We start from the raw sequence: 21,085 nt of genomic DNA, 5'->3' as shown, positions 1-21,085 counted from the left end.
CCCCTGAGACCGGTCTGCCGGCCCGTCAGACGCCCTGGATCCGCGACTGGCGGGCCAGTCGCGCGGCGATGTCGAGTTCGTTGTTCTGCATGCTGATGCCGGTCGCGCTGAGGGCCTGCTTCTCCGAGGACAGGCGCCCGAGCAGCATCTTGACCTGCTTCGCCCACGTCTCGTGAGCTCTCTTCAGCGCACCGGAGGTGTCCCAGCCGTGGCCGTCCTTCGCCCCGAACGCCCTGACCGCAGCATTCGTGGTCTCGGCCGCGTGCTTGCCGTCCCTCGTGACCCCCGGCTCCAGGTCGTCGTCGATCGCCTTCGCGGCCGCCTTCTTGGCCGCTGGGCTGGAGGCCAGGTCCGGCTTGCCGGCACCGCCACCGCCCGCCGCCGGAGCGAGCTGGTTCAGCCGCATTGGCGCGGACGGCCCGGCTGCCGCGCCCGCCTTGATCTGCTCCCATTCGTCCCAAGCCATGCTTCTCCCCCGTTGATGGTCCCTCAAATAACTTACGGAACGGGGGCCGCGTACAGAAAGTGAGATCGGGTCAGAGGGGGTTGGAGTGGCTGAATTGTGCTCCGGCGGGTGTGCATTCCTCAATATGCGCGGGAGCGGGCGAGCGGCTCTTGCTCGCACGGGGAGCGGTCGCCGGGTCTGGAGCGGATGGCCAGGTACGGGCCTGGAGACCGGATCCGGCCACCCTGAGTGGTCGCCGGGTCCGGAACTGAGCGGTCGGCCCCGGCGTCGGGTGGCGCCTGGCTAGGGTGATCAACGCCGTCGCGCCCACGGCGTGGTCCTTCGATCCCCCAAGGAGAAGCAGTGCGTCCGCAGTTGCGAATGTGGCCTCTGGTGCCGCTGGCCGTTCTGGCGTCGGCGTGTGCCGCGTCCGATCAGCAGCCAGCCGCGTCCGCGAAGGCGGACTCCGGGCAACACGTGGCCGTGGCGCCGATCAACACCAGCGGAGTGACCGAGAACTCCGTCTGCGAAGCCAGCCTCACAGAGGCGCAGCAGAAGGCCATCGGCGTGTGGGACGCGAAGCCGATGTCCGGTAAGGGCGAGTTCAGCTGCTACTTCTCCATGACTCCGGACGAGAACAACCCGGCCGGCTACGTGGTCTCCGTCTTCAAGAACGAGGATGCCCTGCTGGAGACCGCCGACGGCACGGACCCCAGCCCCACGAAGGCCGTGCCGATCACCGTGAAGGGACGTGGTGCGGCCCGCCAGGTCATGTACGGCGACGACTGGCGGGCTTCGCTCACGGTGGACATCGGCGCCGGTCAGTTCCTTTTCGTCGAGAGGTACTCGCCGCCTCACGTGGTGTCCGAACCGGACCTCAACGCTCAGGCACACAAGGTGGCCGAGCAGGTGTTGGCGAATCTGGAGAAGGGCGGCGCCAAGGGGGTGTGACGGCTGGTGCTCACGGTCGTCAGCGACTCGAGGTGTCTCCCGTGAGGGACGGCACTCGCCGCCGACGACCGGACAGGACCGGGCGGGGTCCGTCACGGTACTCAGCCATCCGGGCGGCATGCTCGGTGCGGATCAGTTCCTCCGCGGCGGAGGAATCACACGCCGGCGTGAGCGCTGAACTCCGCCCAGACGGTCTTGCCGGGGGCGGCGACGCGGGGCGTGGTGCCCCAGTGCGTGGCGAGGGCAGCCACGAGGAGCAGGCCGCGGCCGGCTTCGGCGTCGGCGTCGGGGGTGGGCGTGGTGAGGGCGGGCATCCGCTCGGTGCGGGTGTCGGTGACCTCGATGCGGATGCTCGTGGGGCCGGTGTCGGCATCGGCGGGCGTGTCGACGGTGAGGCGGAGACGGAAGTCCCGGCCGGGGACGTGGCCATGGCCTACGGCGTTCGCGGTGAGCTCGGCGGCGAGGAGGGTGGCGGTGTCGTTGGCGGTCGTGTTGTACGGGTGGCCCCATTCGTGGAGGCGGTGCGAGACGAGACGCCGAGCGAGCCGCGCGCCGCGTGGGGTGGATGTGAAACGCATGTCGAACTCCCGCGCGGGGGCTTTGAATTCGTGCGCGGGTTGGGTGGGGTGAGTTGTGGATTCCATGCGGCCAACGGTGGCGTTGCGTGAGTAACGTTGACCAGGAGTGACGTGCGGACGGGTACGGGCTGTACGCGTCGGTGCGGAGGGTGTCGGCGGTACGGGGCGTGACTGGCGGGACGGCCGGGGCGTTGGGTGCGGGAGGCGCGGATCATGGACGAGCGTGAAGTGGAAGCCGGGTACGAGGCCGAGCAGGGCGCGACGGGCATCCTGCGCGTCTTCGGCCGCCAGCTAAAACGGTTCCGGGTACGGGCCGGGGTGGAGCGGACCGAGTTGGGGGCGAGGCTCGGCTACTCGGCGTCGACCATCGCCGCGTACGAACAGGGACGGCGGGTGCCGCCACCGCGCTTCATCGACCAGGTCGATGAGGTGCTGGATGCAGGTGAGGTCCTGAAGGAGATGAAGGAGGAGGTCGCCCGGGCGCAGTATCCGGCGTTCTTCCGCGATGCGGCCAAGCTGGAGGCCGAGGCAGTTGAACTCCATGTGTACGACACGCACGTGGTCAACGGTCTTCTGCAGACGGAGGAGTACGCCAGGGCGGTGTTCGGAATGTGGAGGCCGCTTGTCGACGAGTCGATCATCGCGGAGCGGATCGTGGCCCGACTGGCCCGGCAGGAGATCTTTGCCAGACGCCCGCACCCTCACGTGAGCTTCGTGATCGAGGAGGCTGCGCTACACAAGCGCCTTGGGGGACAGGATTCCTGGTGCGGGCAGTTGGAGCACATTCTCTTGATCGGTCAGTCGCGCAACATCGAGATCCAGGTCATGCCGCTCGACCGAGGGGAACACGCCGGCCTCGCAGGGCCTTTCACCTTGATGGAGATGAGGGACGGACGCAGGATTGCCTACGTGGAAGTGCAGAGTGACAGCCGTCTGTACACCGAGCGGAGCAAGGTCCGTGAGCTGGAGGCCACGTATGGCAGCCTGCGTGCTCAGGCCCTCACACCGTGGGATTCGCAGGCCCTGATCGAGAAGTTGCTGGGAGACCAATGAACGCGAAGCAGCCCAGGCGCGAGAACGACACGCTCGCCTGGTTCAAGAGCAGCTACAGCGCCGGGGACGGCGGCCAGTGCGTCGAGGTGGCCGACAGCCCGAGCAGCGTCCACGTCCGCGACTCCAAGGACACGAGCCGCCCGGCGTTCGTGGTCGGCGCCTCCGCCTGGGCGGCGTTCGTCGGCTTCGCAAGCCGGTAGAACGGCGCCGGGTGCCCCGGCCCCTTCGAGGGTCCGGGGCACCCGTGTGTCACGTCCCGTCCTCCCTGGCCGCCTTGCGCGCCGGCGGCGTCCACCGGCCGGCGGCGATCTCCGCGTCCAGCCGCGCTTGGAAGTGCGCGTGCGCAGCCCGCATCTCGGCTTCGCGGTCGGCTTTGTAGAAGGGCGCGACGTAGCCGGCCGGGGGCGGGGTGCCGTCGGGGTCGGCGAGGTGGGCTTCGAGATCCAGCCAGTCCTGCTTGGTTTGGCCGTGGCCGTAGGTGTTGTAGTTGGCGGCGATCTTACGGCCGTTGGCGTCGAAGTAGGCCTGTGCCTCGTAATCGTGCAGGATCGGGAAACGCGTCCTGTAAATGGCGGCGAGCTGGTCAGCAGTGATGCCAAGCCAGACTGATACAAGCGCGTCGAGCTCAACGAGTGCAGCACGCCGTTCGTGTTCGGTTCGGAGGGCCGTGCTGTAGTCCCAAAGAGGCTTGAGGCTGACAGTAAGAGGCGTCAACCCGGGCCAGTCTGGATTCGCCCAGTCCTCGTAGCCCGCCCAGCGAGGGTCGTACAACTCTTCCCATAGGGGGGCGTAGTGGTTCGTGAGGGCGTTGAGACGGAGCGTGCGCAGGAGCAGAGCGGGGGCCAGAGGGTGCCGAGGGTCAGGGGCAGGCATCTTGCGGGCCTCGGCCACCTGGAGATGAGATCGGCCTGTGATGCGCAAGAGGTAGTCGAGGGGGAGCGCCGCCCAGAATCCAGCATTGAGGGCCGTGAGGCGATTATCGGCCATGGCCATGCTCTGCACTGTGTGAACGTGAGATGGGCCCGGTGGGATCAGGGCAGCGAAAAGGCTGCGCTCTGTAATGAACGGAATCATGGCGCGCCATGCCAGTCGGAAGTACGACGAAGAAGGCTTGCCGCACCAGGAGCTCTGCGCCGTCAGGTAGGTTTCTCGATCGGTGGCGATGTTGTAGTTGGTTGCTGGAGTGCGGTCTGCCGTCATCTGGTGCGCTGCGATTGGATTCCAGTCGCGATGACTCTTGCAGGGAATCCTAGGTTCCTTCGCGAAGGGATGGGCCACGGAGATGTGAGGGCCTTGAATGATCACATCAGATAGATCGTGCACGCCTTGGCTATTCCAGCGAATCAACCCGTCTTGCTTGGCTGTGGTTTCGAGGAAGCCGATTGTGATCATTGGGTCGAAGGAGGAAAGGCGTGGAGTGTGAGCAGCAATAGCGTCGATCGCGGCCTCTTCGCTCCCCAGAACTGGATACAGCAGCGGGGTCTGAAGTAGGGAGCCGTCGAAATCGGTAAGTCTCTTCCACGCCGCAAGCCGTGCGACGTCGACGTGTACGACGCGACTGAGGTGGGGGCGAATGTCCCAAGCACCGTTGTGCTTGATCCCGGGGAGCGCCCCGTGGCCGTTATGGGACAGGGAGGCTGGCAGGGTCTCAGCGCTACGCAATTCGCTGAGATGGAGGAATTCTGGTTGTCCTTCGGGTCCGTAGATGTGTACGCCGAATTCTTGGGTTCGCCCGAGATCCTCGAATGCCCAATTTGCGGAGTTCATGAAATGGGCGTGTACTCGCAGGTGTCGGTATGCTGCTTCACGAATGGCTCCTTCGTGAATGCCTCCAAAATGTGTGTCCGGGTGAATGAGGCCGCCTCGCCCAGCGTGGCCTAGGTGGCGCAAAACCTGCACCAGGAATGCTCGGTAAAGATCGCCACGTGTTCCTGCGAGGAGTGGATAGGTGGCTGGGCTTCCCATCATGGCCACCAAGCCCGTGATCGTGGCTAGCTCGCCCAGTACGAACGACGCTCGGCTGTATTTACCGGCGAGCGCATCTTCTTTTCTTAGTCGCCACTCTGCCGCGCTTGGCTTTTCAGCGAGCTTGAACCAGGGGTCGATCTCCGCTAGAACTCCATCTTCTTGCCAGTCCGGCCTCACCCACGGTGGGTTACCCACCTGCAAGTCGTATCCGCCCCGCTCGAAGACTTGGGCATACTCCAGCTCCCAGTGGAAGAAGCCCTGTTGAGTGGCGATGTCCTTCGAGTGAGCCGCCCAGGGGAAGCGGGACTCCAGCCAGTAGGACCGATCCATGCCCATCAAGTCTGGCAGCGCGTCCTCATACGGTGTCAGCTCTGTAAGCGACTCGAACTCCGCGATCAGCGACTCCGACGGCACATCCTGCGTGCCCAGCAGCGACTCCGCGAAGTCCAGCCAGTCGTCCAGGTTCGCCAGCGGGATCACCGTGCGGCGCTGCTCGGCGACAGCCTCCTTGCGGCGGCCCATTCGCCGCTTCGCCACGTCCTCCTGCGTCAGAGAGCGCTGCTTGACCTCCGTGCCGAAACCGGGCAGGCCCTCTACTTCCCAGGACATCAGGACGCCAGCGTCCTCGTCCTCCTCCACCCCCGAAACGGCCACCTCATACGCAGCCGACTGCTCCGCCAGCTCCGCCGCCTGCCGATAACGAGGATTCGTCCCATCCAGCAGCGACGCCTCCTGGACCGGCCAGAACCACAGCGCGCACCACGCGTCCATCAGCGTCTTCAGCCGCCAGTACGGGGTGTCCACCGCCTCAAGGTCCGCCAGGACCTCCTCACGCTGGACCGCCTCCACCGGCTGCCGCAGCCACTCCGGCTCCGCGCCCCAGACGTCGATCCTGCGGCTGATGTCCCGCTCGGAGATCTCCAAACGACGCACTACCAGCTGCCACAGGTACTCCGCCCGACGCGCAAGCCCCTGAAGCCGGGCCGTCTGCTTCGCGCTCGGCGACTTCGTGATCGCCTTGCGCCAGGCACCCAGCGCCTTCGCCTCCTCCGGGGCCAGCGCCTTCGCCTCCTTCTCGGCGGCGACTGCACCCCACTCCTTCGCCGGGAGCAGGAAGTGGTGGACCGAGCCGTTCGGAAGGCCCGCCCCCGCATCCGTAAGAGGGAAGCGTTCCGGCGTGGCGCCCAGCCAGCCGCCCTTCTTCAGGCGGTCCGCGCCGTAGATCTCTCGCCGACCGCCGATCAGCGAGTTGCCCCGCCGCAGGTGGAGGCCGAACCACGGCGCCTCCATGCCCGGGTGCATCGTGTTCAGCCACAGTGAGACCTCGGCCAGCTCCACGGCCGTCGAGTTGAGGTCCACGCCGTACGAGTTGTGCAGCGCGATGTACGCCTTGGCCTTCTGGAGTTCCACCGGGTACTGCTCGGTGTCGATCGCCTGGCCGGTCTCGTCCTGGCGACGGCGCAGATACTCGGTCGCGACCTGGTTGATGGCCTCGTTGAGGAACGCGCCCGAGCCGAGGGCCGGCTCGCAGATCTTCCAGTCCAGGAGTTCCCGGGCTTCCGTGACCGTGTCGTCCTGGTCCAGGCGGTGCTGCAAAGCCAGCTGGACGGTGACCTTCGTCAGGGATTCCGGCGTGTAGTACGACGCCGAGGTCTGGCGGTCGCGGCCCGAGAGGCGGTAGACGAACGAGCCCGGGCGGTACCGGACCCGGACGTCGGCACCCGTCTCCTCGTCGCGACGGCGGACGAAGACGGAATCGGCGTACTCGTCGGCCTTGGAGGAGGGGATCAGCCAGGAGCCGTCCTTGGGGTCGCCGTTCTTCGCGACCTCGTACAGTTCCTCGCCGGCGATGGAGCCCGCGTACGACATCAGCCCCTCGTACACCGCGCCGAGCTGGTTGATGCCGAGCTGCGCGTACGAGATGAAGCCGCCGCGCTCGCCCTTCCTGCCCCGGGTGAGCATCAGCTTCCGCAGGACCTTGTACAGGGTCGCGTTGCGGAGTCGGGTGTCCAGGTAGCGCGGGCCCTCGTCCGAGTCGTCGTCGTGGCGGGGGTCCTTGACCGACTCCGCGCCGATCAGGCGGATCGACTCCGGCTCGAAGAGCTTCGAATGGAGAGGCTCGAAGCGGAGACCGATGTCTTCAGACTCCTTCTCCGCCACCCCGTGCGTGCGGCGCGGCCGGTAGCCCTCCTGGACCTTGCTGAAGAGCAGGTCAAGGGACTCGTACAGGTACACACCCTCGCGGGCCTTCTCGCCCACCAGGTCGCGCTCCGCGACGAGTTCGCCGAGGCGGCCGAGGCCGTACCCCTGGTGGTACTCGGGGTAGTCGGACGGCAGGATGCCCAGCTCGGGGCGGGCCTCCGCGTACAGGAGGAAGAGGATGCGGTACAGGTAGCGGAGCGACTCGCGGGTGAGCTGCCTGGAGAGTTCGGGGAGTTCCTTCACGTCCTCCAGGCGGACTCCGTCATGGCTGGTGATCCGTTCCAGGACCTCGTTCGCGATGAGTTCCACGGATTCGCGGAGGCCGTCGCGGAGTTCGGACGAGACGCCGACGGCGTGCTTCGTGGACTTGTCGACGAGTCCGGCGAGCGGGTTCTCGCCACCCTCCTCTGGCGTACGCAGCGAGTCCGCGCCGAAGAGGGCCGCCAGGGTGTCGATCTCCTGGCCGTCCTTGGTGTTGTTGCGGTCCAGGGCAGTGTCGAGCGAGGCAGCGAGGTAGCGGCCCTCACCCCAGGCCGCCCGGTCCGCGAGGACGATCACGCCGCCGGCGAGCAGCAGCACGTACCGGGGCGCGTCCTCACTCGCGAAGAGGAACGAGGCGAGCTTGGAGCCCGTGCGGAGCGACGAGGACGCGTCCAGCTGTACACGGGTGAGGAGGCGGCCGGGGCCGTCCGGGTCCAGGGCCGCGTCGGGTTCGGCCGCCCAGCCGCAGTCGACAGCTACCAGGCCCGGTTCGGCGTGCGCGACCGGGATCTCGTACGTGTGGTCCGCTCGCGACACCGTGAGGGTCTGGGGCTTGGCGTCGTAGCCGAGGGCACGGAGGACGGAGGCGTTGAGGGAGGTCGCGCGCTCGCGCCACTCGGGTGCGTCGTACGTCGTCGCGTCGTCGTGTGCGACCGCCGCCTCCGCGAAGAAGGCGCGGGTACGGAAGTACGGGCGGCGCAGGGCGCGCAGACCCAGACGAGGGGTGACCGGGAGGGCCTCCGGGTCGGGTTCCTGATCCGCGGAGTCCGCGGACTTGGCCTCCTCCTCGCGGGTCTTCCAGGCCGCGAGCAGCACGGACTTGAGGTCCTTCGGGAAGACCTCGGCCAGGTAGTGCGCGGAGAAGTAGTCACCGCGGTTGACCAGGGAGTCGTACGTCATGGGGATTCTCCTAGGCGGGCGCGGCGGAGCCGTGGGCGGAGTCGAGGACGGCCAGCACGCGCAGCATCGGGCGGCCCGTCGTCAGGAGGGAGTCGGCGAGGCGGGAGAGGTCGTCCTTGGTCTCCTCGCCCGCGAGGGTGGATTGTTCCCACTGACCGAGGCGGTGCCGGTATTCCTCGATCGGGGAGAGGAGGGCCTTGTCCCACTCCGAGCTGTGGCGCGAGAGGAAGGCCTCGGCGGCCTCCAGGGCGGCCGGGATACCGGCCCGCAGGCCGTCCACGTCGTGGGGGCGCAACGGGTTGGCCATCGTCGGTCCGATGCCGGCCTCGCGGAGTATCCCCACCATGTCGTCCGTGACGTCCTCGCCCGTGACCGCCATCCATTTGACGACCGTCGGGCGGCCCAGGGCGTTGGAGTAGATGCCCTGCACGAGATACACGGGGGCCTCGACGTCGGCCGTGATGACCGGGGCCTCCTGGCGGCCCAGCTTGACGAGGACCTTGTCGGTTAGCCACTCCACCACCGGGTGGAGGTCGGTGAGCAGGGAGATCTCCGGCCAGCTGGAGGTGCCCGACTCGCGGGCCCGTACGAGGGCGCGGTCGGCCAGCTTGCGGTTGAGAGTGACGAGGAGGCGTTCGCTCAGACGCTGCTCGCGGCGGTAGTCGGGCGGCAGCGCCTTCAGGCGGTGCACCAGGTCGACCGGGGGCTTGAAGGAGATCAGGCCGTTCTCGGGGTCGCGGTCCATCCCGAGGGACTGCTGGGCGTCCGGGAAGACCTCCCGTACGGCCTCGTCGACGAACTCGCGGGTGGTCGTGAAGAGGCGGGGCACGTGGGCCTTCGGCGGGGCGGCCGATGAACCGTCCGATGCGGGAGTCTCGGCGGAGGGCTCGTCGGACACGTCGTCGACCTGGGCGAAGAAGTCGGCGAGGAAGTCGTCCGCCCCGCCCGCCTCCTCGGCGGTGTGCTGGAGGGACTCGTCGACCGTGCGGCCCTTGAGGAGGTCCTGGATGAGTGACTTCTCCTCGGCCTCCGCGCGGTACAGGCCGGAGACCGCCTCTGCCGTTCCGAGCGAGCGGTGTGCCTCGTCCTCCCGTTCGAGGAGACGCTCGGCAACCGTGCGGTCGTCCTTCGCGCCGTCCACCTCGCTGGTCAGGATCAGGGCGCGGAACTGCGGCTTGTGGACCTGGCCGTAACGGTCGATACGGCCGTTGCGCTGCTCGATGCGGATCAGCGACCACGGAACGTCGTAGTGGATGAGCTGGTGGCACTGCCGGTGGAGGTTGACGCCCTCGGAGGCCACGTCGCCGGTGAAGAGGATGCGTACGGGTGCGTCGGCGAGGCCGAAGTCCTCGACGCACTGCATCTGCTGCTCGTCGGAGAGGCCGCCGTGCATCACACGGGCCGCTTCCTCCAGGGCCTTGCCCTTGAAACCGAGCGCGGCCGGTACGGCGGACCGCAACCACTCCAGGGTCTGGACGCGCTCGGAGAAGACCACGACGCGGGTCTCGCTGCGCGGTCCGACCCCGATCGCCTTCAACTGTTCGACGAGAGCGGTGAACTTGGCCGAGTCCTGGGCGGTCAGACCGTCCGTCAGCTCCCGCAGGCGCTGGAGGGCGGTCAGTTCGGCGCCCGTCGCGTCCGGGTCGTTCTTCTTCTCCAGCGTCTTGATCCGGGTGTCGACCGTCGAGCTCAGGGCGGCGTGCGAGGAGAGGAAGGACTTGAGCAGGGTGTACGGGAAGAGCGGGACCTCGCTCACCGAGCGGCTCTCGGTGGGCAGCCAGACCTGGGCCAGCTCCTCGAAGATCTTCTCCTCGGCCGGGGTCGCCGGGCAGTGCACCGACTCGGAAGGGCCCCGGTCGGCCCACTGGCCGGACATCTTCTCCCGTACCTCGGCGCTGACCTTGGTGCGGCGGATGAACAGGTGCTTGATGTCCTCGGCCGAGTATCGCTCCGGGTCGCGGATCGCCGCCGGGTCGAGCAGTGCGATCAGCTCGGCGAACGAGCGGGCGTTGCCGTTGTGCGGGGTGGCGCTGGCGAGGATGAGGGCGTCGGTCTGCGGGGCGAGGAGCTGCGCGAGCTGGTTGCGCAGCGAGCCGCGGTTGATCAGGTTGTGCGACTCGTCGATGACGACGGCGTCCCACCGGATGTGCTCCAGGTGGTGCTTGTACTGGTCGGTGTTCTTGAGGGTGTCGATCGAGACGATCACGCGCTTGAAGAACGTGAAGGGGTTGCGGCCCGCGGGGATCTCCCGCTGGATCCGCTCGATGCCCGCGGAGTCGAGGCGGATCAGCGGGATCGCGAACCGTGTCCACAGCTCGTGCTGGAACTGCTCCAGAACGTGCTGCGGGGTCACGACGAGGATCCGCTCGCCGCGGCCGCGGCGGATCAGCTCCGCGAGGGTGAGCCCGATCTCCAGGGTCTTGCCGAGGCCGACGACGTCCGCGATCAGCATGCGGGGGCGCAGGTTCCGGCCCGAGAGCGCGAGCTGTGCGGGGCGCTGCTGGTAGGGGAGCGAGTCGAGCAGGAAGCTGTCGGCGAGGGCCAGGCCGCGCTCGGACTGGGGCAGCGGGGTCTTGCGGAGGATCGCTTCGAGGAAGAGCCGACTGCGGCGGAAGTTCGGGGAGTCGTCGCTGATCAGGGTGGTCTTGGCGGGGTCCATCAGCTCGATGCCGGGCGCGCCGTCGCGGGTGCGCTCCAGGCCGGTGAAGAAGACGGCCTCCTGATCGCGGACGAACTCGGAGATCCCGACGGCCTCGATGCGGTCGCCGTCATGATCGGTCCGGGTGACGTTCTTGACCAGCCACTCCTCATCGCGCACGACGATCTGGGCGCCGGGCGGGAGACTCGTACCGGTACCCGGGGCGGGCTGCCGACCGGACTGCCGACTGGACTGCTGGGCGGTCACCCGCGGTACCTCCTGATAGCTGCTGAACTGTGTAGATCTTCGTGCGGGCCACGGCCCCGGACAAGAGACGATGGTCACCTTTGTCCAGGCCGCCCCGGCGCCCTGCTGCCTGCCGGCCCGATCAGAACGGCGCCGTCGACGCGTATGTCTCCCGCAACTGGGCCGCGATCCGGAGCGCGGCGGCGGAACGTCGAGGAGCGGCAAGAGGCGTGGCCGTGGGTTGCGCCGGAGTTTCGGCTGCGGGCTCGGCGTCCGGGGTGGTGGTCGCGACCGTCGGGGTGTAACCCGGAGGATGGGCAGGGACGGCGGACTGCTGCGGCAGCGGGACGGTCGGTGCCACGGTCACGGGGTCCGGGGTCGGGAGCGTCGGCGCGTCGGTGAAGGTCACGGCGTCTGCGGGCGTCGACGCGGGAGTCGGTACGGGGGAGGGCTGCGGCGATTCGTACGCGGCCGTGGTGAGGGAGGCCAGCTGTCGTCGGGCCTGGGCCACCGTCGCCCCGTGCGCCTTGATGATCGCCACGCACCGGGCGACCACCTCGTCCATCGTCGGACGGTCGTGTTGTGCGTACCGGAGCATGGACGACAGGAGACCGACCAGTTCCTCGGGGGCTCCCGACAGGTCGGGGGCCTTGTCGGGGTTGACGATGTGACTGAAGAGCACCTGTACGTGATCGGCCTGGTACGGATAGTGGCCTGTCGTCATGAAGAGCAGAACCGCCCCGAGCGCGTACACGTCCACCGGTGCCGTCAGCGGCTTCTCTCCGTTCGCCTGCTCCGGGGACATGCAGGCGGGGGTGCCCATCACCATGTTCGGCGCGGTGAGGGAGGCGCTGGACTCGGCGAAGACGGCGAGGCCGAAGTCGATGATCTTGGGACCGTTGGGGCCGAGCAGGATGTTCGCCGGCTTGAGGTCCCGGTGCAGCAGCCCTTGGCTGTGGACTCCGGCCAGCGCCTCGGCGAGGGTCGCGCCGAGCGAGGCGGCTGCCAGCGGGGACAGGACACCCCGGGTGTCGAGGAGCCGCCGCAGGTCGGGGCCCTCCACGTACTCGGTCGCGAGCCACGGCTGCTCCGACTCCGTGTCGGCCTTCACGAACGCGGCGACGCGCGGTCCCCAGATCGTCTTGAGGACCTCGATCTCCTGGGCGAACCGCTGACGGGTCTCCGAATCGACGACCGTGGGTTTGATCACCTTCACCGCGACGGCCTCACCGGCGGCGGACTCGCCGAGGTAGACCTGGCCCATGCCGCCGTGGCCGATCCGTCCCAGCAGCGTGAACCCGCCCAGCTCGGCCGGATCGTCCGGGCTCAGCGGCGTTGCGTTCACTCTGGTCTCCACCTCGAAGATCCACCGAAGGTTGTGCGATGGTCGCGTACGTACGGGCCAAGGGTATCGGCGGTGTCCGACATACGGTCGGGTTCGGGTCAGACCGCCCATGCCCTGGCCGGATACAGCCAATGGTGATCGAGAACAGTTCCCGCGGGCTCAGGCTTCGCCTGCCCTCCCGAGCTGGTCAGGGCGGCGTGAATCGGCCAGGTACTTCGGTCTCTCTCCGCGGTCGCCGCACCCCGGGGACAATGACGGGCGATGACCGTCACCGCCCCCAGCGCCTCCACCGGCCCGCTTCCCGAGCCGTCGGGCTTCGGCCCCTTCGCTCACCTCACCGTGCCGAACACCCCGCTCTATCGCCACGTGATGCGGGTGTTCCTGACGGCCAAAGAACGGTTTGCGGTCCATCTGCGGCCAGAGGACGTGCACACCGCACTGCCGGCGGACATCCGGCCCGTCGAGCCGGATGCCGTCGCCGGTGCGCTCGACAAGCTCGTCGGCTGGGGCAATCTGCGGGCGGACCCCGACACCGCCCGTGTGACCGCGGTCGAAGACTTCTATCGGAAGCGATTCATCTACCAGCTCACGCGGGAGGGAGAGGCCGCCGAGGAGGCGCTGTCCGCCTATGACGAGGCGCTCGGGCGTCGCGGCGCCCTCCAGGCCGTGGCTCTGCACGACATCGTCACCCAGCTTCGCGTCCTTCTCGTCCTTGCTGCCGAGGCGGAGCCGGATCCGGCCAAGACGCATTTGACGCTCGACACGCTGGCCAGCCGATTCGCCGCGCTCGCCGACAACGCCCGGGTCTTCATGGGATCGCTCCAGCGGACCGTCGACCTGCACGACGTCGAGGAGGAGGCCTTCCTCGCGTACAAGGACCGGCTCATCCAGTACCTGGAGCGGTTCATCCAGGATCTGATCACGCTGGGCGGGCGGATCGCGCGGCTGATCCTGGAGCTGGAAGAGGACGGAAGGGTGGAGCCCTTGCTTCGGGCAGCCGCCCGGCGGGAGGCCGCCGACGCCTCGCCGGAGGAGGCCGAGAACGCGGAGCGGGAGGTGTACGAGCGGTGGGCAGCCCGCTGGTCAGGGCTCGGCGCGTGGTTCATCAGCAGGGACGGGCGCGAGTCGCAGGCCAGGCTCCTGCGCAGTCGGGCGCTCGGCGCCATTCCCCAGCTCTTGGCCGTCGTACGAGCGCTGAACGAGCGCCGGGCCGGCCGCTCCGACCGGTCGGCCGACTTCCGCACGCTCGCGCGCTGGTTCGCCGAGGCGCCTGACGACGACGCCCGGCACCGGCTGTGGCGGGCCGCCTTCGGCCTCTATCCGGCCCGGCACCTCACCATCGACGCCGACACCCTCGCCGCCCGCGCGGCGCGGCCCGTCCCGGCCGCCACCCCGTGGGCCGAGGCTGAGCCGCTGCGCATCAGCCCACAGCTGCGCCGCACCGGCAGCTACGAGCGGCGTGGCAAGCCCCGCAAGGTCGAGGACCGGGAGGAGCGGCGGCGCTCGCTCGCCGAGACCGCCGCCAAGCAGGCCGCCGAAACGGCCGCCGCCCGCGCCCGGCTCGTCACCCATGGCGTCACGCGCCTGTCCGGTCTCGGAGAGCTCGACCCCGCCTCCTTCGGACTGTTCCTCCAGCTGCTCGGGGACGCCCTGGCCACGTGGCGGCCCGGCATGCGGCACACCACGGCCACCAGCAACGACGGCTCCATGGAGATCAGACTCACCGCACTCGCCGACGGCACGACCGCCGAGGTTCGTACCCCTGGCGGAGTCTTCAGCGGCCCGGACCACCTCATCGAGATCGTCGACTTGATGGACGGAGACGGTCTGATGGACGGAGACGGTCTGACGGGCGGAGACGGTCTGGCGGGCGGAGAACCCGGACGATGACCACACCACTCGCCGAGGTGCTGGACGGCCAGCACGCCGCCGAGCTGCGCAAGGCGGCCCGCGCCCTGCTCAAGCAGCCGCTTCTGCTCGCGCGCGGCCGGTACGCCGACGAGTTCCGCCTGGCCCGCCGGCACGCATCGGAACTACGGGAGTGGTTCGACCGCAACACCGGCTGGGCACTCCAGGTGGACACCGAAGCCGCCCGTCTGCGCAAGAATCCCGGTGTCCTCACCGACCCCACACACCCCGTGCGGGACACGACCCGCGGTGCCGCCCCCTTCACCCGCCGCCGCTACGTCCTGCTCTGTCTCGCGCTCGCCGCCCTCGAACGCGGCGAGGCCCAGATCGCCCTCGGGCGCCTCGCCGACCAGATCGTCCTCGACGCCGCCGATCCCCGACTCGCCGCGACGGGGATCGAGTTCGCCCTGGAGCGCCGCGACGAGCGCCTCGACCTCGCCGTCGTCGTGCGGCTGCTGCTCGACCTCGGCGTGCTGCGGCGGGTCGCGGGTGAGGAAGAGGCTTACGTCAGCGGGGCGGGCGACGTCCTGTACGACGTCGAACGCCGGGTCCTCGCCGGGCTCCTGGCCTCCCGCCGCGGCCCCTCCACCGTCCACGCCGAAGCCTTCGACGACCGGCTCGCCGAACTCGTCGCCGAAACCGCCCTGGACAGCGACGAGCTGCGCTTCCGTGCGATGCGTCGCTCGCTCACCCGCAGGCTCCTCGACGACCCGGTGCTCTACTACGACGACCTGAGCGACGCCGAACTCGGCTACCTCACCCGCCAGCGCGGCTTCCTCACCGCCCGGATCACCGAGCTGACCGGACTGGTCGCCGAGGTGCGCGCCGAGGGGATCGCCATGGTCGACCCCGAAGACGACCTCACCGACCTCCGCATGCCCGAACAGGGCACCTACGGCCACGTCACCCTGCTTCTCGCCGAGCACCTGGCCGCCGCCGGCGGCCCCGTCGAACTCGACGAGCTTGCCCTCCGAACCCGTGAACTCGCCTCCCAGCACGGCGGATTCTGGTCGAAGTCAGCCCGGGAGCCAGGCATGGAGACCGAGCTCGTCGAACAGGCCGTCGCCCGGCTCACCGCGCTCGGCCTGGTCTCCCGTACTCCGTACGCGGTCGTGGTGCGACCCGCGCTCGCCCGGTACTCGGTCGGCGAGACCGTCATACGCGAACCCGGCTCCGCCCCCGTGCCTCCGCCGCGAAAGGCCGCCCCGTGACCCGCCTCCCCACCCCGCGACGCACCCGCTGGCAGCCTCTGCGCGTCGGGCTCGTCGACCTGTTCCACTACGACGTGGACGAGTTCCACTTCCGGGACGGGCGCCTGCTGCTGCGCGGCAACAACGGCACCGGCAAATCCAAGGTGCTCGCCCTGACCCTGCCGTTCCTGCTCGACGGTGACCTCAGCCCGCGTCGTGTCGAACCCGACGGCGACCCCGGCAAGCGGATGGAGTGGAACCTGCTCCTCGGCGGCGAGCACCCCCATTCCGAACGGCTCGGCTACACCTGGGTCGAGTTCGGCAGGCTCGACGACACGACCGGTGAGCAGCACTTCCGTACACTGCTGTGCGGGCTCAAGGCCGTCAGCGGGCGGGGCATCGCACGACACTGGTACGCCGTCACCCGCCAGCGCGTCGACCACTCCTCCGTCGAACGGACGGAGGAGACCTTCCGACTCCTCGACGCCACCGGCACGGCCCTGTCCCGAGACCGCCTCGCCGAGGCCGTTGCCGGGCACGGCATGGTGTACGACCAGGCCAAGGCGTACCGCAGGGCGGTCGACGAAGCACTCTTCGGCCTCGGCGAGCAGCGGTACGCCGCCCTCGTCGACCTGCTCATCCAGTTGCGCCAGCCCCAGCTCTCCAAGCGGCCCAACGAAGCCGCTCTCTCCCGCGCGCTCACCGAGGCGTTGCCGCCCGTGGACCAGGCCGTCATCGCCGACGTGGCCGAGGCGTTCCGCTCCTTGGACGAGGAGAAGGACGAGCTGGCGGCCGCGTCCGCCGCCGAGCGGGCCGCCTCCGCCTTCCTGGAGCACTACAGGCGGTACGCCCGGATCGCCACCCGGCGTCGTGCCCGGCTTCCGCGCACCGAGCACTCCCGCTACGAGCGCGTGCAGCGAGATCTGGCCGAGGACCAGGAGCGCCGAACCCGCGCCGAGGAGAAGCGAGCGGCGGCCGAAGAGGAGATCAGTTCCCTGGCCGAGACCGGGGAACGTCTGGGGGCCCAGGAGACAGCGCTGCGCGAGGCGCCCGAGATGCGCGACGCCCGAGAGCTGGAGCACGCCGCCCAGGCCGTGACGCGAACCGGGCAGGCGGCGGACCGGGCACGGGAGGACCGGCAGACGGCGGACGCCCTGCACACCAAGGCGCTCGGGCGGCTCGGCACCGCCGACAACAGGCTGCGTGCCGCGCGTGGCCGGGCCGAAGAGACCTACGCCCACGCGCGGGAGCAGGCAGCCGCCGGGCACGTCGCCCTACCGGCGGACGACCTGCTGCCCGAGCCCGCATCGCGGCGGGCCGTCGAGGAAGCCACGGACCGCGCCCAGCGGGCGCTCGACCACATCGAGGGCCGCCTCGAAGCGTCCGAGCAGGCCGCCGCCGCGCACCGTGGGGCATCGGGCCGTCTCGACGAGGCGGAGACCGACCTCGCGCTGGCAGCCGAGACGCACGGCGAGGCGGAGGAGAACGCGGCGCGGGCGGGCCGGGCCCTCCTGGACGACGTACGCGAGCGCGCCCGCGCCTGGAAGGAGCTGGCCTACTCTGACGAGACGGGCCTCCTGGACGAACTCCAGGAGTGGACCCGTCACCTCGACGGCCCCTACCCGGCACGGGCCCGTGCCACCCGGGCGCACACCGCCCGCTCGGCGGACCTCGCCGACCAGGCGGCCGAAGCCGCCCGCGAGACCACGGAGCTGGCAGAGCGCACCGCCGAGGCCCGTCGCGAGCTCGCCGCGTTGGAAGCCGGCACCGGGCGCAAGCCCCGGCCCCCGGCGGCGCGTACCCCCGGCCTGCGCGAAACACTGCCGGGCGCGCCGCTCTGGCGCCTGGTCGACTTCCGTGACGAACTATCCGAAGCGGACCGTGCCGGGCTCGAAGCGGCGCTCGAAGTCTCTGGCCTCCTCGACGCCTGGGTGCTGCCCGACGGCTCCGCCCTCGCTGTGGACGGACACGACGTCCTGCTCTCCCCGTCGAACGGACCGGTGAGCGGCCCCTCGCTGGCAGACATGCTGTGCCCGGCCGTGGACGACGGCGATGGACAGGCCGCTGTCCTGGACGAGACGACGGTGACCCGACTTCTTGCCGCCATCGGCCTCGACGGCGGGGGAGGAGCCACGACATGGGTGGCACCCGACGGGCGCTTTCGGGTCGGTGCACTCACCGGTACGTGGGCCAAGCCCGCCGCCACATACATCGGCGAGGGCGCCCGCGAGGCGGCGCGCCGAGCCCGTGTCGCCGCGCTCGGCATCGAACTCGCCTCCCTGCGCGAGGAGTCGGAGAACCTCACGGCTCGGTCCGAGGTGATCGCGGCACGTCGGCGCACGCTCGACGCCGAGCTCGCCGACGTCCCCGACGAGTCGTCGCTCACCAGGGCACACGCGCTCGTGAGCGCCGCCGCCGAGACCGTACGCAAGGCCCGTGTCCGGTATGAAGGGCGTGCTACCGAGGTCACCAAGGCGGCAGAGCACGCCGAGCGGGCCGCCATCGAACTCGCCGAGGCCGCCGCTGATCTGGAGCTGCCCGCCGACCGGGCCGGGCTCACCGCCGTGCGTCACGCCCTCGGCTCCCTCGCCACCGCGCTGGCGGCTCTCTGGCCCGCGCTGCGCGAACAACGGGAGGCCGCACGGCAGGTGGACGACGAGCGTGCCGAGGCGGCCGAGGCGGAGCAGCGGGTCGTCGACCTCGCCCAGCGGGCCGAAGAGGCGGCGCGCGAGGCGGCGGCGGCCGACGAGCGGCACCGGACCCTGCGCTCCACCGTCGGCGCCGCTGTCGCCGAACTCCAACGGCGCCTCGCCGAGACCGCCGAGGCACAGCGGATCTGTGAGGCCGACCAGAAGAACGCCCGACAGCGTCACGCCCAGGCGGACCGGGAGGCGAGCCGGGCCGAGGGGCGGATCGAGCAACTGGAGAAGGACCTCGACGACGCCGTCGACGCACGTGCGGAGGCCATCGCCGCGCTCCAGCGCTTCACGGCCACCGGCCTGGTCGCGGTCGCGCTGCCCGAGGTCACCGTCCCCGCCTCGGACGACGGGACCTGGGCTGCGACCCCGGCCATCGCGTTCGCCCGCGCCATCGACTCCGGCCTGTCGTCCGTCGACGACACGGATGCCGCCTGGGAACGCGTCCAGCGTCGACTCAGCGAGGAACTCAAGACCCTGCAGGACACCCTGTCCCGGCACGGGCACAGCGCGTCCGCCCGCATGGTCGAGGACGGCGTGGTCGTCGACATCGTCTACCAGAGGCGCGAGCGTGCCGTACCCGAACTCGCCGACGCGCTCGCCACGGAGGTCGGCGAGCTCACGCGCATCCTGTCCGCGCACGAACGCGAGATCCTCGAAACCCACCTGATCAACGAGGTCGCCGGCACCCTTCAGGAACTCATCGGTGCCGCCGAACGACAGGTGCGGGACATGAACACCGAACTGGAGGACCGTCCCACCTCCACCGGCATGAGACTCCGGCTGGTGTGGCGGGCCTCGCGCAAGGCCCCGTCCGGACTCGCCCAAGCCCGCGAGAGGCTGCGCCAGTCCGCGGACGCCTGGACGTCGGAGGACCGCGCGGCGGTGGGCGAGTTCCTCCAGGCCCAGATCGCCCGCCAGCAGTCCGACGACGGTTCGGGCAGCTGGCTCGAACACCTCACCGCCGCGCTCGACTACCGCTCCTGGCACGAATTCGGCGTCGAACGTCACCAGCACGGGCGCTGGGTTCCGGCCACCGGCCCCGCCTCCGGCGGAGAACGCGTCCTCGCCGTGTCCGTACCGCTGTTCGCCGCAGCCTCCTCGCACTACGCCAGCGCGGGCAGCCCGCACGCGCCCCGCCTGGTCACCCTCGACGAGGCGTTCGCCGGCGTGGACGACGATTCCCGCGCCAAGTGCCTCGGCCTGCTGAGCGCCTTCGACCTCGATGTGGTCATGACCAGCGAACGGGAATGGGCCTGCTACCCGCAGGTGCCCGGCATCGCCATCGCCCAACTGTCCCGGATCGACGAGGTGGCGGCGGTCCTCGTCACCCGCTGGGAATGGGACGGCACGCGACGGCAGCGCCGCGAGGACCCCGTACGGCACGCGCTCCAGGACGCGCCCGGCGTAGAGGAGCCCGAGCCACTGTGGAGCTGACCCACGGGCCCGAGCCCGGCACCGCAGCAGTCGACAGCCCGCGGCTCGCCAGGCTGCTCGGCACACCGGACCTCTCCTGGCTCGTCGAACGAGCGCGCCGACGACTTGTGGCCGGGCAGCCCCTGACCGGTTCCGTGTCCCTGGCCGATCCCACTCCGGCCCAGCGGGCGGCGGCCGAACGACTTCTTGCCCGGGCCCCTTGTGGAGGCAAGTCGCTGACCGTACGGCTGGAAGCGGTCGACGCCGTACTGCGCCGTTCGGGCGCAAGCCCCCATGGCCTCGCCGCCGCGGTCGCGGCGCTCACCGGGCCTGTCACCTCGCTCGTCCAAGCCCGCCAAGAGGAGGAGGACGCCTGGAAGCGGGCGCACACGCCGCTCGACGAGCTCGTCGCTACGGTCCCCGCGCTTGCGGAGTGGGTGGCCCGGATACGCGCCGACGGCCTGGCGCGGCGCCTGGGGCGCACTCCAGACGTCACGTTCGATCTGCTCACCGGGGTGTCCACCGCCCTGCGCGCACTCCCCGCCGTCCCGGTCGTCTCGCTACCCGCCTTCGCCGCCCGGGTCCTCGGCGGGGCTCACGCCCTTGACGACGGCACACCGCTGGCCACCCTCACCCTGTCCGGGGCTCGTGCACTGACCGGTTTCCACGACGGCCAGGGCGCCGAATGGCGACGCGAGGCCTGGGCCTCGGTGGGACTGTTGCGGGACGAGCTGTCCTCGACCGTCCTGACTTTGAACCTGCGCGGCACCCCAGCCCTGGACCGCCTGGCCGAAGACGGCGAACCCTGCGTGCTCACCCTTCGCCAGCTCACCCGCAGGCCTCCGGCCGTCGCCGCTCCCGTGGTGCGGATCTGCGAGAACCCGACCGTCCTCGCGGCGGCGGCCGACACGCTTGGTCCTGCCTCCCCGCCCCTGGTCTGCCTCCAGGGCCAGCCTTCCGCCGCCGCCCTCACACTGCTCCGGGGGCTGCACGACCACGGAGCAACCCTGTACTACCACGGGGACTTCGACTGGGGCGGGCTCAGGATCGCCGGCGTCCTTCGCCGCCGCGTCCCGTGGCGGCCCTGGCGCTACACGGCCGCGGACTACCGTGCCGCCGTGCTCCGCAGCGCCTCACCTCCGCTGTCCCCGCTCGTCAGCACCCCGACGGAGACCCCCTGGGAGCCCGCACTCGCTGCGGCCATCGCCGAACTGGGTGTTCGTGTCGAGGAGGAGAGGGAACTGGAGCTGCTGTTGTCCGATCTCACGTGAGGCTCGTGACCGCCCTT

The 21,085-nt window shown here is 69.9% G+C and carries 12 protein-coding genes; 7 read left to right on the top strand and 5 right to left on the bottom strand.

Going from position 1 to position 21,085, the window contains the following annotated elements; translation table 11 throughout:
- Positions 1 to 25: 25 nt before the first annotated feature.
- Positions 26 to 466: a hypothetical protein gene (locus ACFV2S_RS07655; RefSeq protein WP_385555189.1), complete on the bottom strand. Its 441-nt coding sequence runs from the start codon at positions 464 to 466 to the stop codon at positions 26 to 28.
- A gap of 342 nt (positions 467 to 808) precedes the next feature.
- Between ACFV2S_RS07655 and ACFV2S_RS07650 the strand changes: the two genes are divergently transcribed.
- On the top strand, positions 809 to 1,396 hold the full coding sequence (locus tag ACFV2S_RS07650; protein ID WP_385555187.1) for a hypothetical protein: 588 nt from the start codon (positions 809 to 811) through the stop codon (positions 1,394 to 1,396).
- Positions 1,397 to 1,551: 155 nt separating this feature from the next.
- Here ACFV2S_RS07650 and ACFV2S_RS07645 read toward each other — a convergent pair whose 3' ends face one another.
- On the bottom strand, positions 1,552 to 1,974 hold the full coding sequence (locus ACFV2S_RS07645) for an ATP-binding protein (RefSeq protein ID WP_385555186.1): 423 nt from the start codon (positions 1,972 to 1,974) through the stop codon (positions 1,552 to 1,554).
- A 213-nt stretch (positions 1,975 to 2,187) separates the two neighbouring features.
- Here ACFV2S_RS07645 and ACFV2S_RS07640 point away from each other — a divergent pair, with 213 nt between their 5' ends.
- Positions 2,188 to 3,027: a helix-turn-helix domain-containing protein gene (locus tag ACFV2S_RS07640; protein WP_385555184.1), complete on the top strand. Its 840-nt coding sequence runs from the start codon at positions 2,188 to 2,190 to the stop codon at positions 3,025 to 3,027.
- Positions 3,024 to 3,227, top strand: a complete 204-nt coding sequence (locus tag ACFV2S_RS07635) for a DUF397 domain-containing protein (RefSeq protein ID WP_385555183.1) — start codon at positions 3,024 to 3,026, stop codon at positions 3,225 to 3,227. The genes ACFV2S_RS07640 and ACFV2S_RS07635 overlap by 4 nt, the downstream gene beginning before the upstream one ends.
- A 49-nt stretch (positions 3,228 to 3,276) precedes the next feature.
- Here the strand turns inward: ACFV2S_RS07635 and ACFV2S_RS07630 are convergent, their stop codons facing one another.
- The 3 genes from ACFV2S_RS07630 to ACFV2S_RS07620 all read right to left on the bottom strand — a co-directional run bounded on the left by ACFV2S_RS07630 (position 3,277) and on the right by ACFV2S_RS07620 (position 12,587).
- Entirely contained in the window at positions 3,277 to 8,358 is a 5,082-nt protein-coding gene (locus ACFV2S_RS07630; RefSeq protein WP_385555181.1) for a class I SAM-dependent DNA methyltransferase, read from the bottom strand.
- A 10-nt stretch (positions 8,359 to 8,368) separates the two neighbouring features.
- Positions 8,369 to 11,263 carry a DEAD/DEAH box helicase gene (locus tag ACFV2S_RS07625; protein WP_385555179.1) on the bottom strand — a complete coding sequence of 965 codons (2,895 nt, stop codon included), beginning with the start codon at positions 11,261 to 11,263 and terminating at the stop codon, positions 8,369 to 8,371.
- Positions 11,264 to 11,384: 121 nt separating this feature from the next.
- Positions 11,385 to 12,587, bottom strand: a complete 1,203-nt coding sequence (locus tag ACFV2S_RS07620; protein WP_382863157.1) for a protein kinase — start codon at positions 12,585 to 12,587, stop codon at positions 11,385 to 11,387.
- Between the two features lie 261 nt (positions 12,588 to 12,848).
- On the opposite strand from ACFV2S_RS07620, the gene ACFV2S_RS07615 reads away from it, so the two are divergent.
- From ACFV2S_RS07615 to ACFV2S_RS07600, 4 genes are read left to right on the top strand one after another with little or no spacing between them, the layout of a single operon-like run.
- Positions 12,849 to 14,477 carry a TIGR02677 family protein gene (locus tag ACFV2S_RS07615; RefSeq protein ID WP_385555177.1) on the top strand — a complete coding sequence of 543 codons (1,629 nt, stop codon included), beginning with the start codon at positions 12,849 to 12,851 and terminating at the stop codon, positions 14,475 to 14,477.
- Complete coding sequence (locus ACFV2S_RS07610) at positions 14,474 to 15,706, top strand: TIGR02678 family protein (RefSeq protein ID WP_385555175.1); 1,233 nt, start codon at positions 14,474 to 14,476, stop codon at positions 15,704 to 15,706. The genes ACFV2S_RS07615 and ACFV2S_RS07610 overlap by 4 nt, the downstream gene beginning before the upstream one ends.
- Entirely contained in the window at positions 15,703 to 19,818 is a 4,116-nt protein-coding gene (locus ACFV2S_RS07605; RefSeq protein WP_385555173.1) for a TIGR02680 family protein, read from the top strand. Before ACFV2S_RS07610 ends, ACFV2S_RS07605 begins: the two co-directional genes overlap by 4 nt.
- Positions 19,809 to 21,068, top strand: a complete 1,260-nt coding sequence (locus ACFV2S_RS07600) for a TIGR02679 family protein (RefSeq protein WP_385555171.1) — start codon at positions 19,809 to 19,811, stop codon at positions 21,066 to 21,068. The genes ACFV2S_RS07605 and ACFV2S_RS07600 overlap by 10 nt, the downstream gene beginning before the upstream one ends.
- The last annotated feature ends 17 nt before the right edge of the window (positions 21,069 to 21,085 follow it).

Source organism: Streptomyces sp. NPDC059695, assembly GCF_042733785.1.
GTDB lineage: Bacteria > Actinomycetota > Actinomycetes > Streptomycetales > Streptomycetaceae > Streptomyces.
The sequence above is the reverse complement of the archived record's forward strand: the minus strand, read 5'-3'. Positions and strand labels throughout refer to the sequence as shown.

What these genes read in the sequence shown, in the direction of transcription:
- ACFV2S_RS07655 (WP_385555189.1), bottom strand. Translation starts at nt 466, where the DNA reads ATGGCTTGGGACGAATGGGAGCAGATCAAGGCGGGCGCGGCAGCCGGG.
- ACFV2S_RS07645 (WP_385555186.1), bottom strand. Translation starts at nt 1,974, where the DNA reads ATGCGTTTCACATCCACCCCACGCGGCGCGCGGCTCGCTCGGCGTCTC.
- ACFV2S_RS07640 (WP_385555184.1), top strand. Translation starts at nt 2,188, where the DNA reads ATGGACGAGCGTGAAGTGGAAGCCGGGTACGAGGCCGAGCAGGGCGCG.
- ACFV2S_RS07635 (WP_385555183.1), top strand. Translation starts at nt 3,024, where the DNA reads ATGAACGCGAAGCAGCCCAGGCGCGAGAACGACACGCTCGCCTGGTTC.
- ACFV2S_RS07630 (WP_385555181.1), bottom strand. Translation starts at nt 8,358, where the DNA reads ATGACGTACGACTCCCTGGTCAACCGCGGTGACTACTTCTCCGCGCAC.
- ACFV2S_RS07615 (WP_385555177.1), top strand. Translation starts at nt 12,849, where the DNA reads ATGACCGTCACCGCCCCCAGCGCCTCCACCGGCCCGCTTCCCGAGCCG.
- ACFV2S_RS07610 (WP_385555175.1), top strand. Translation starts at nt 14,474, where the DNA reads ATGACCACACCACTCGCCGAGGTGCTGGACGGCCAGCACGCCGCCGAG.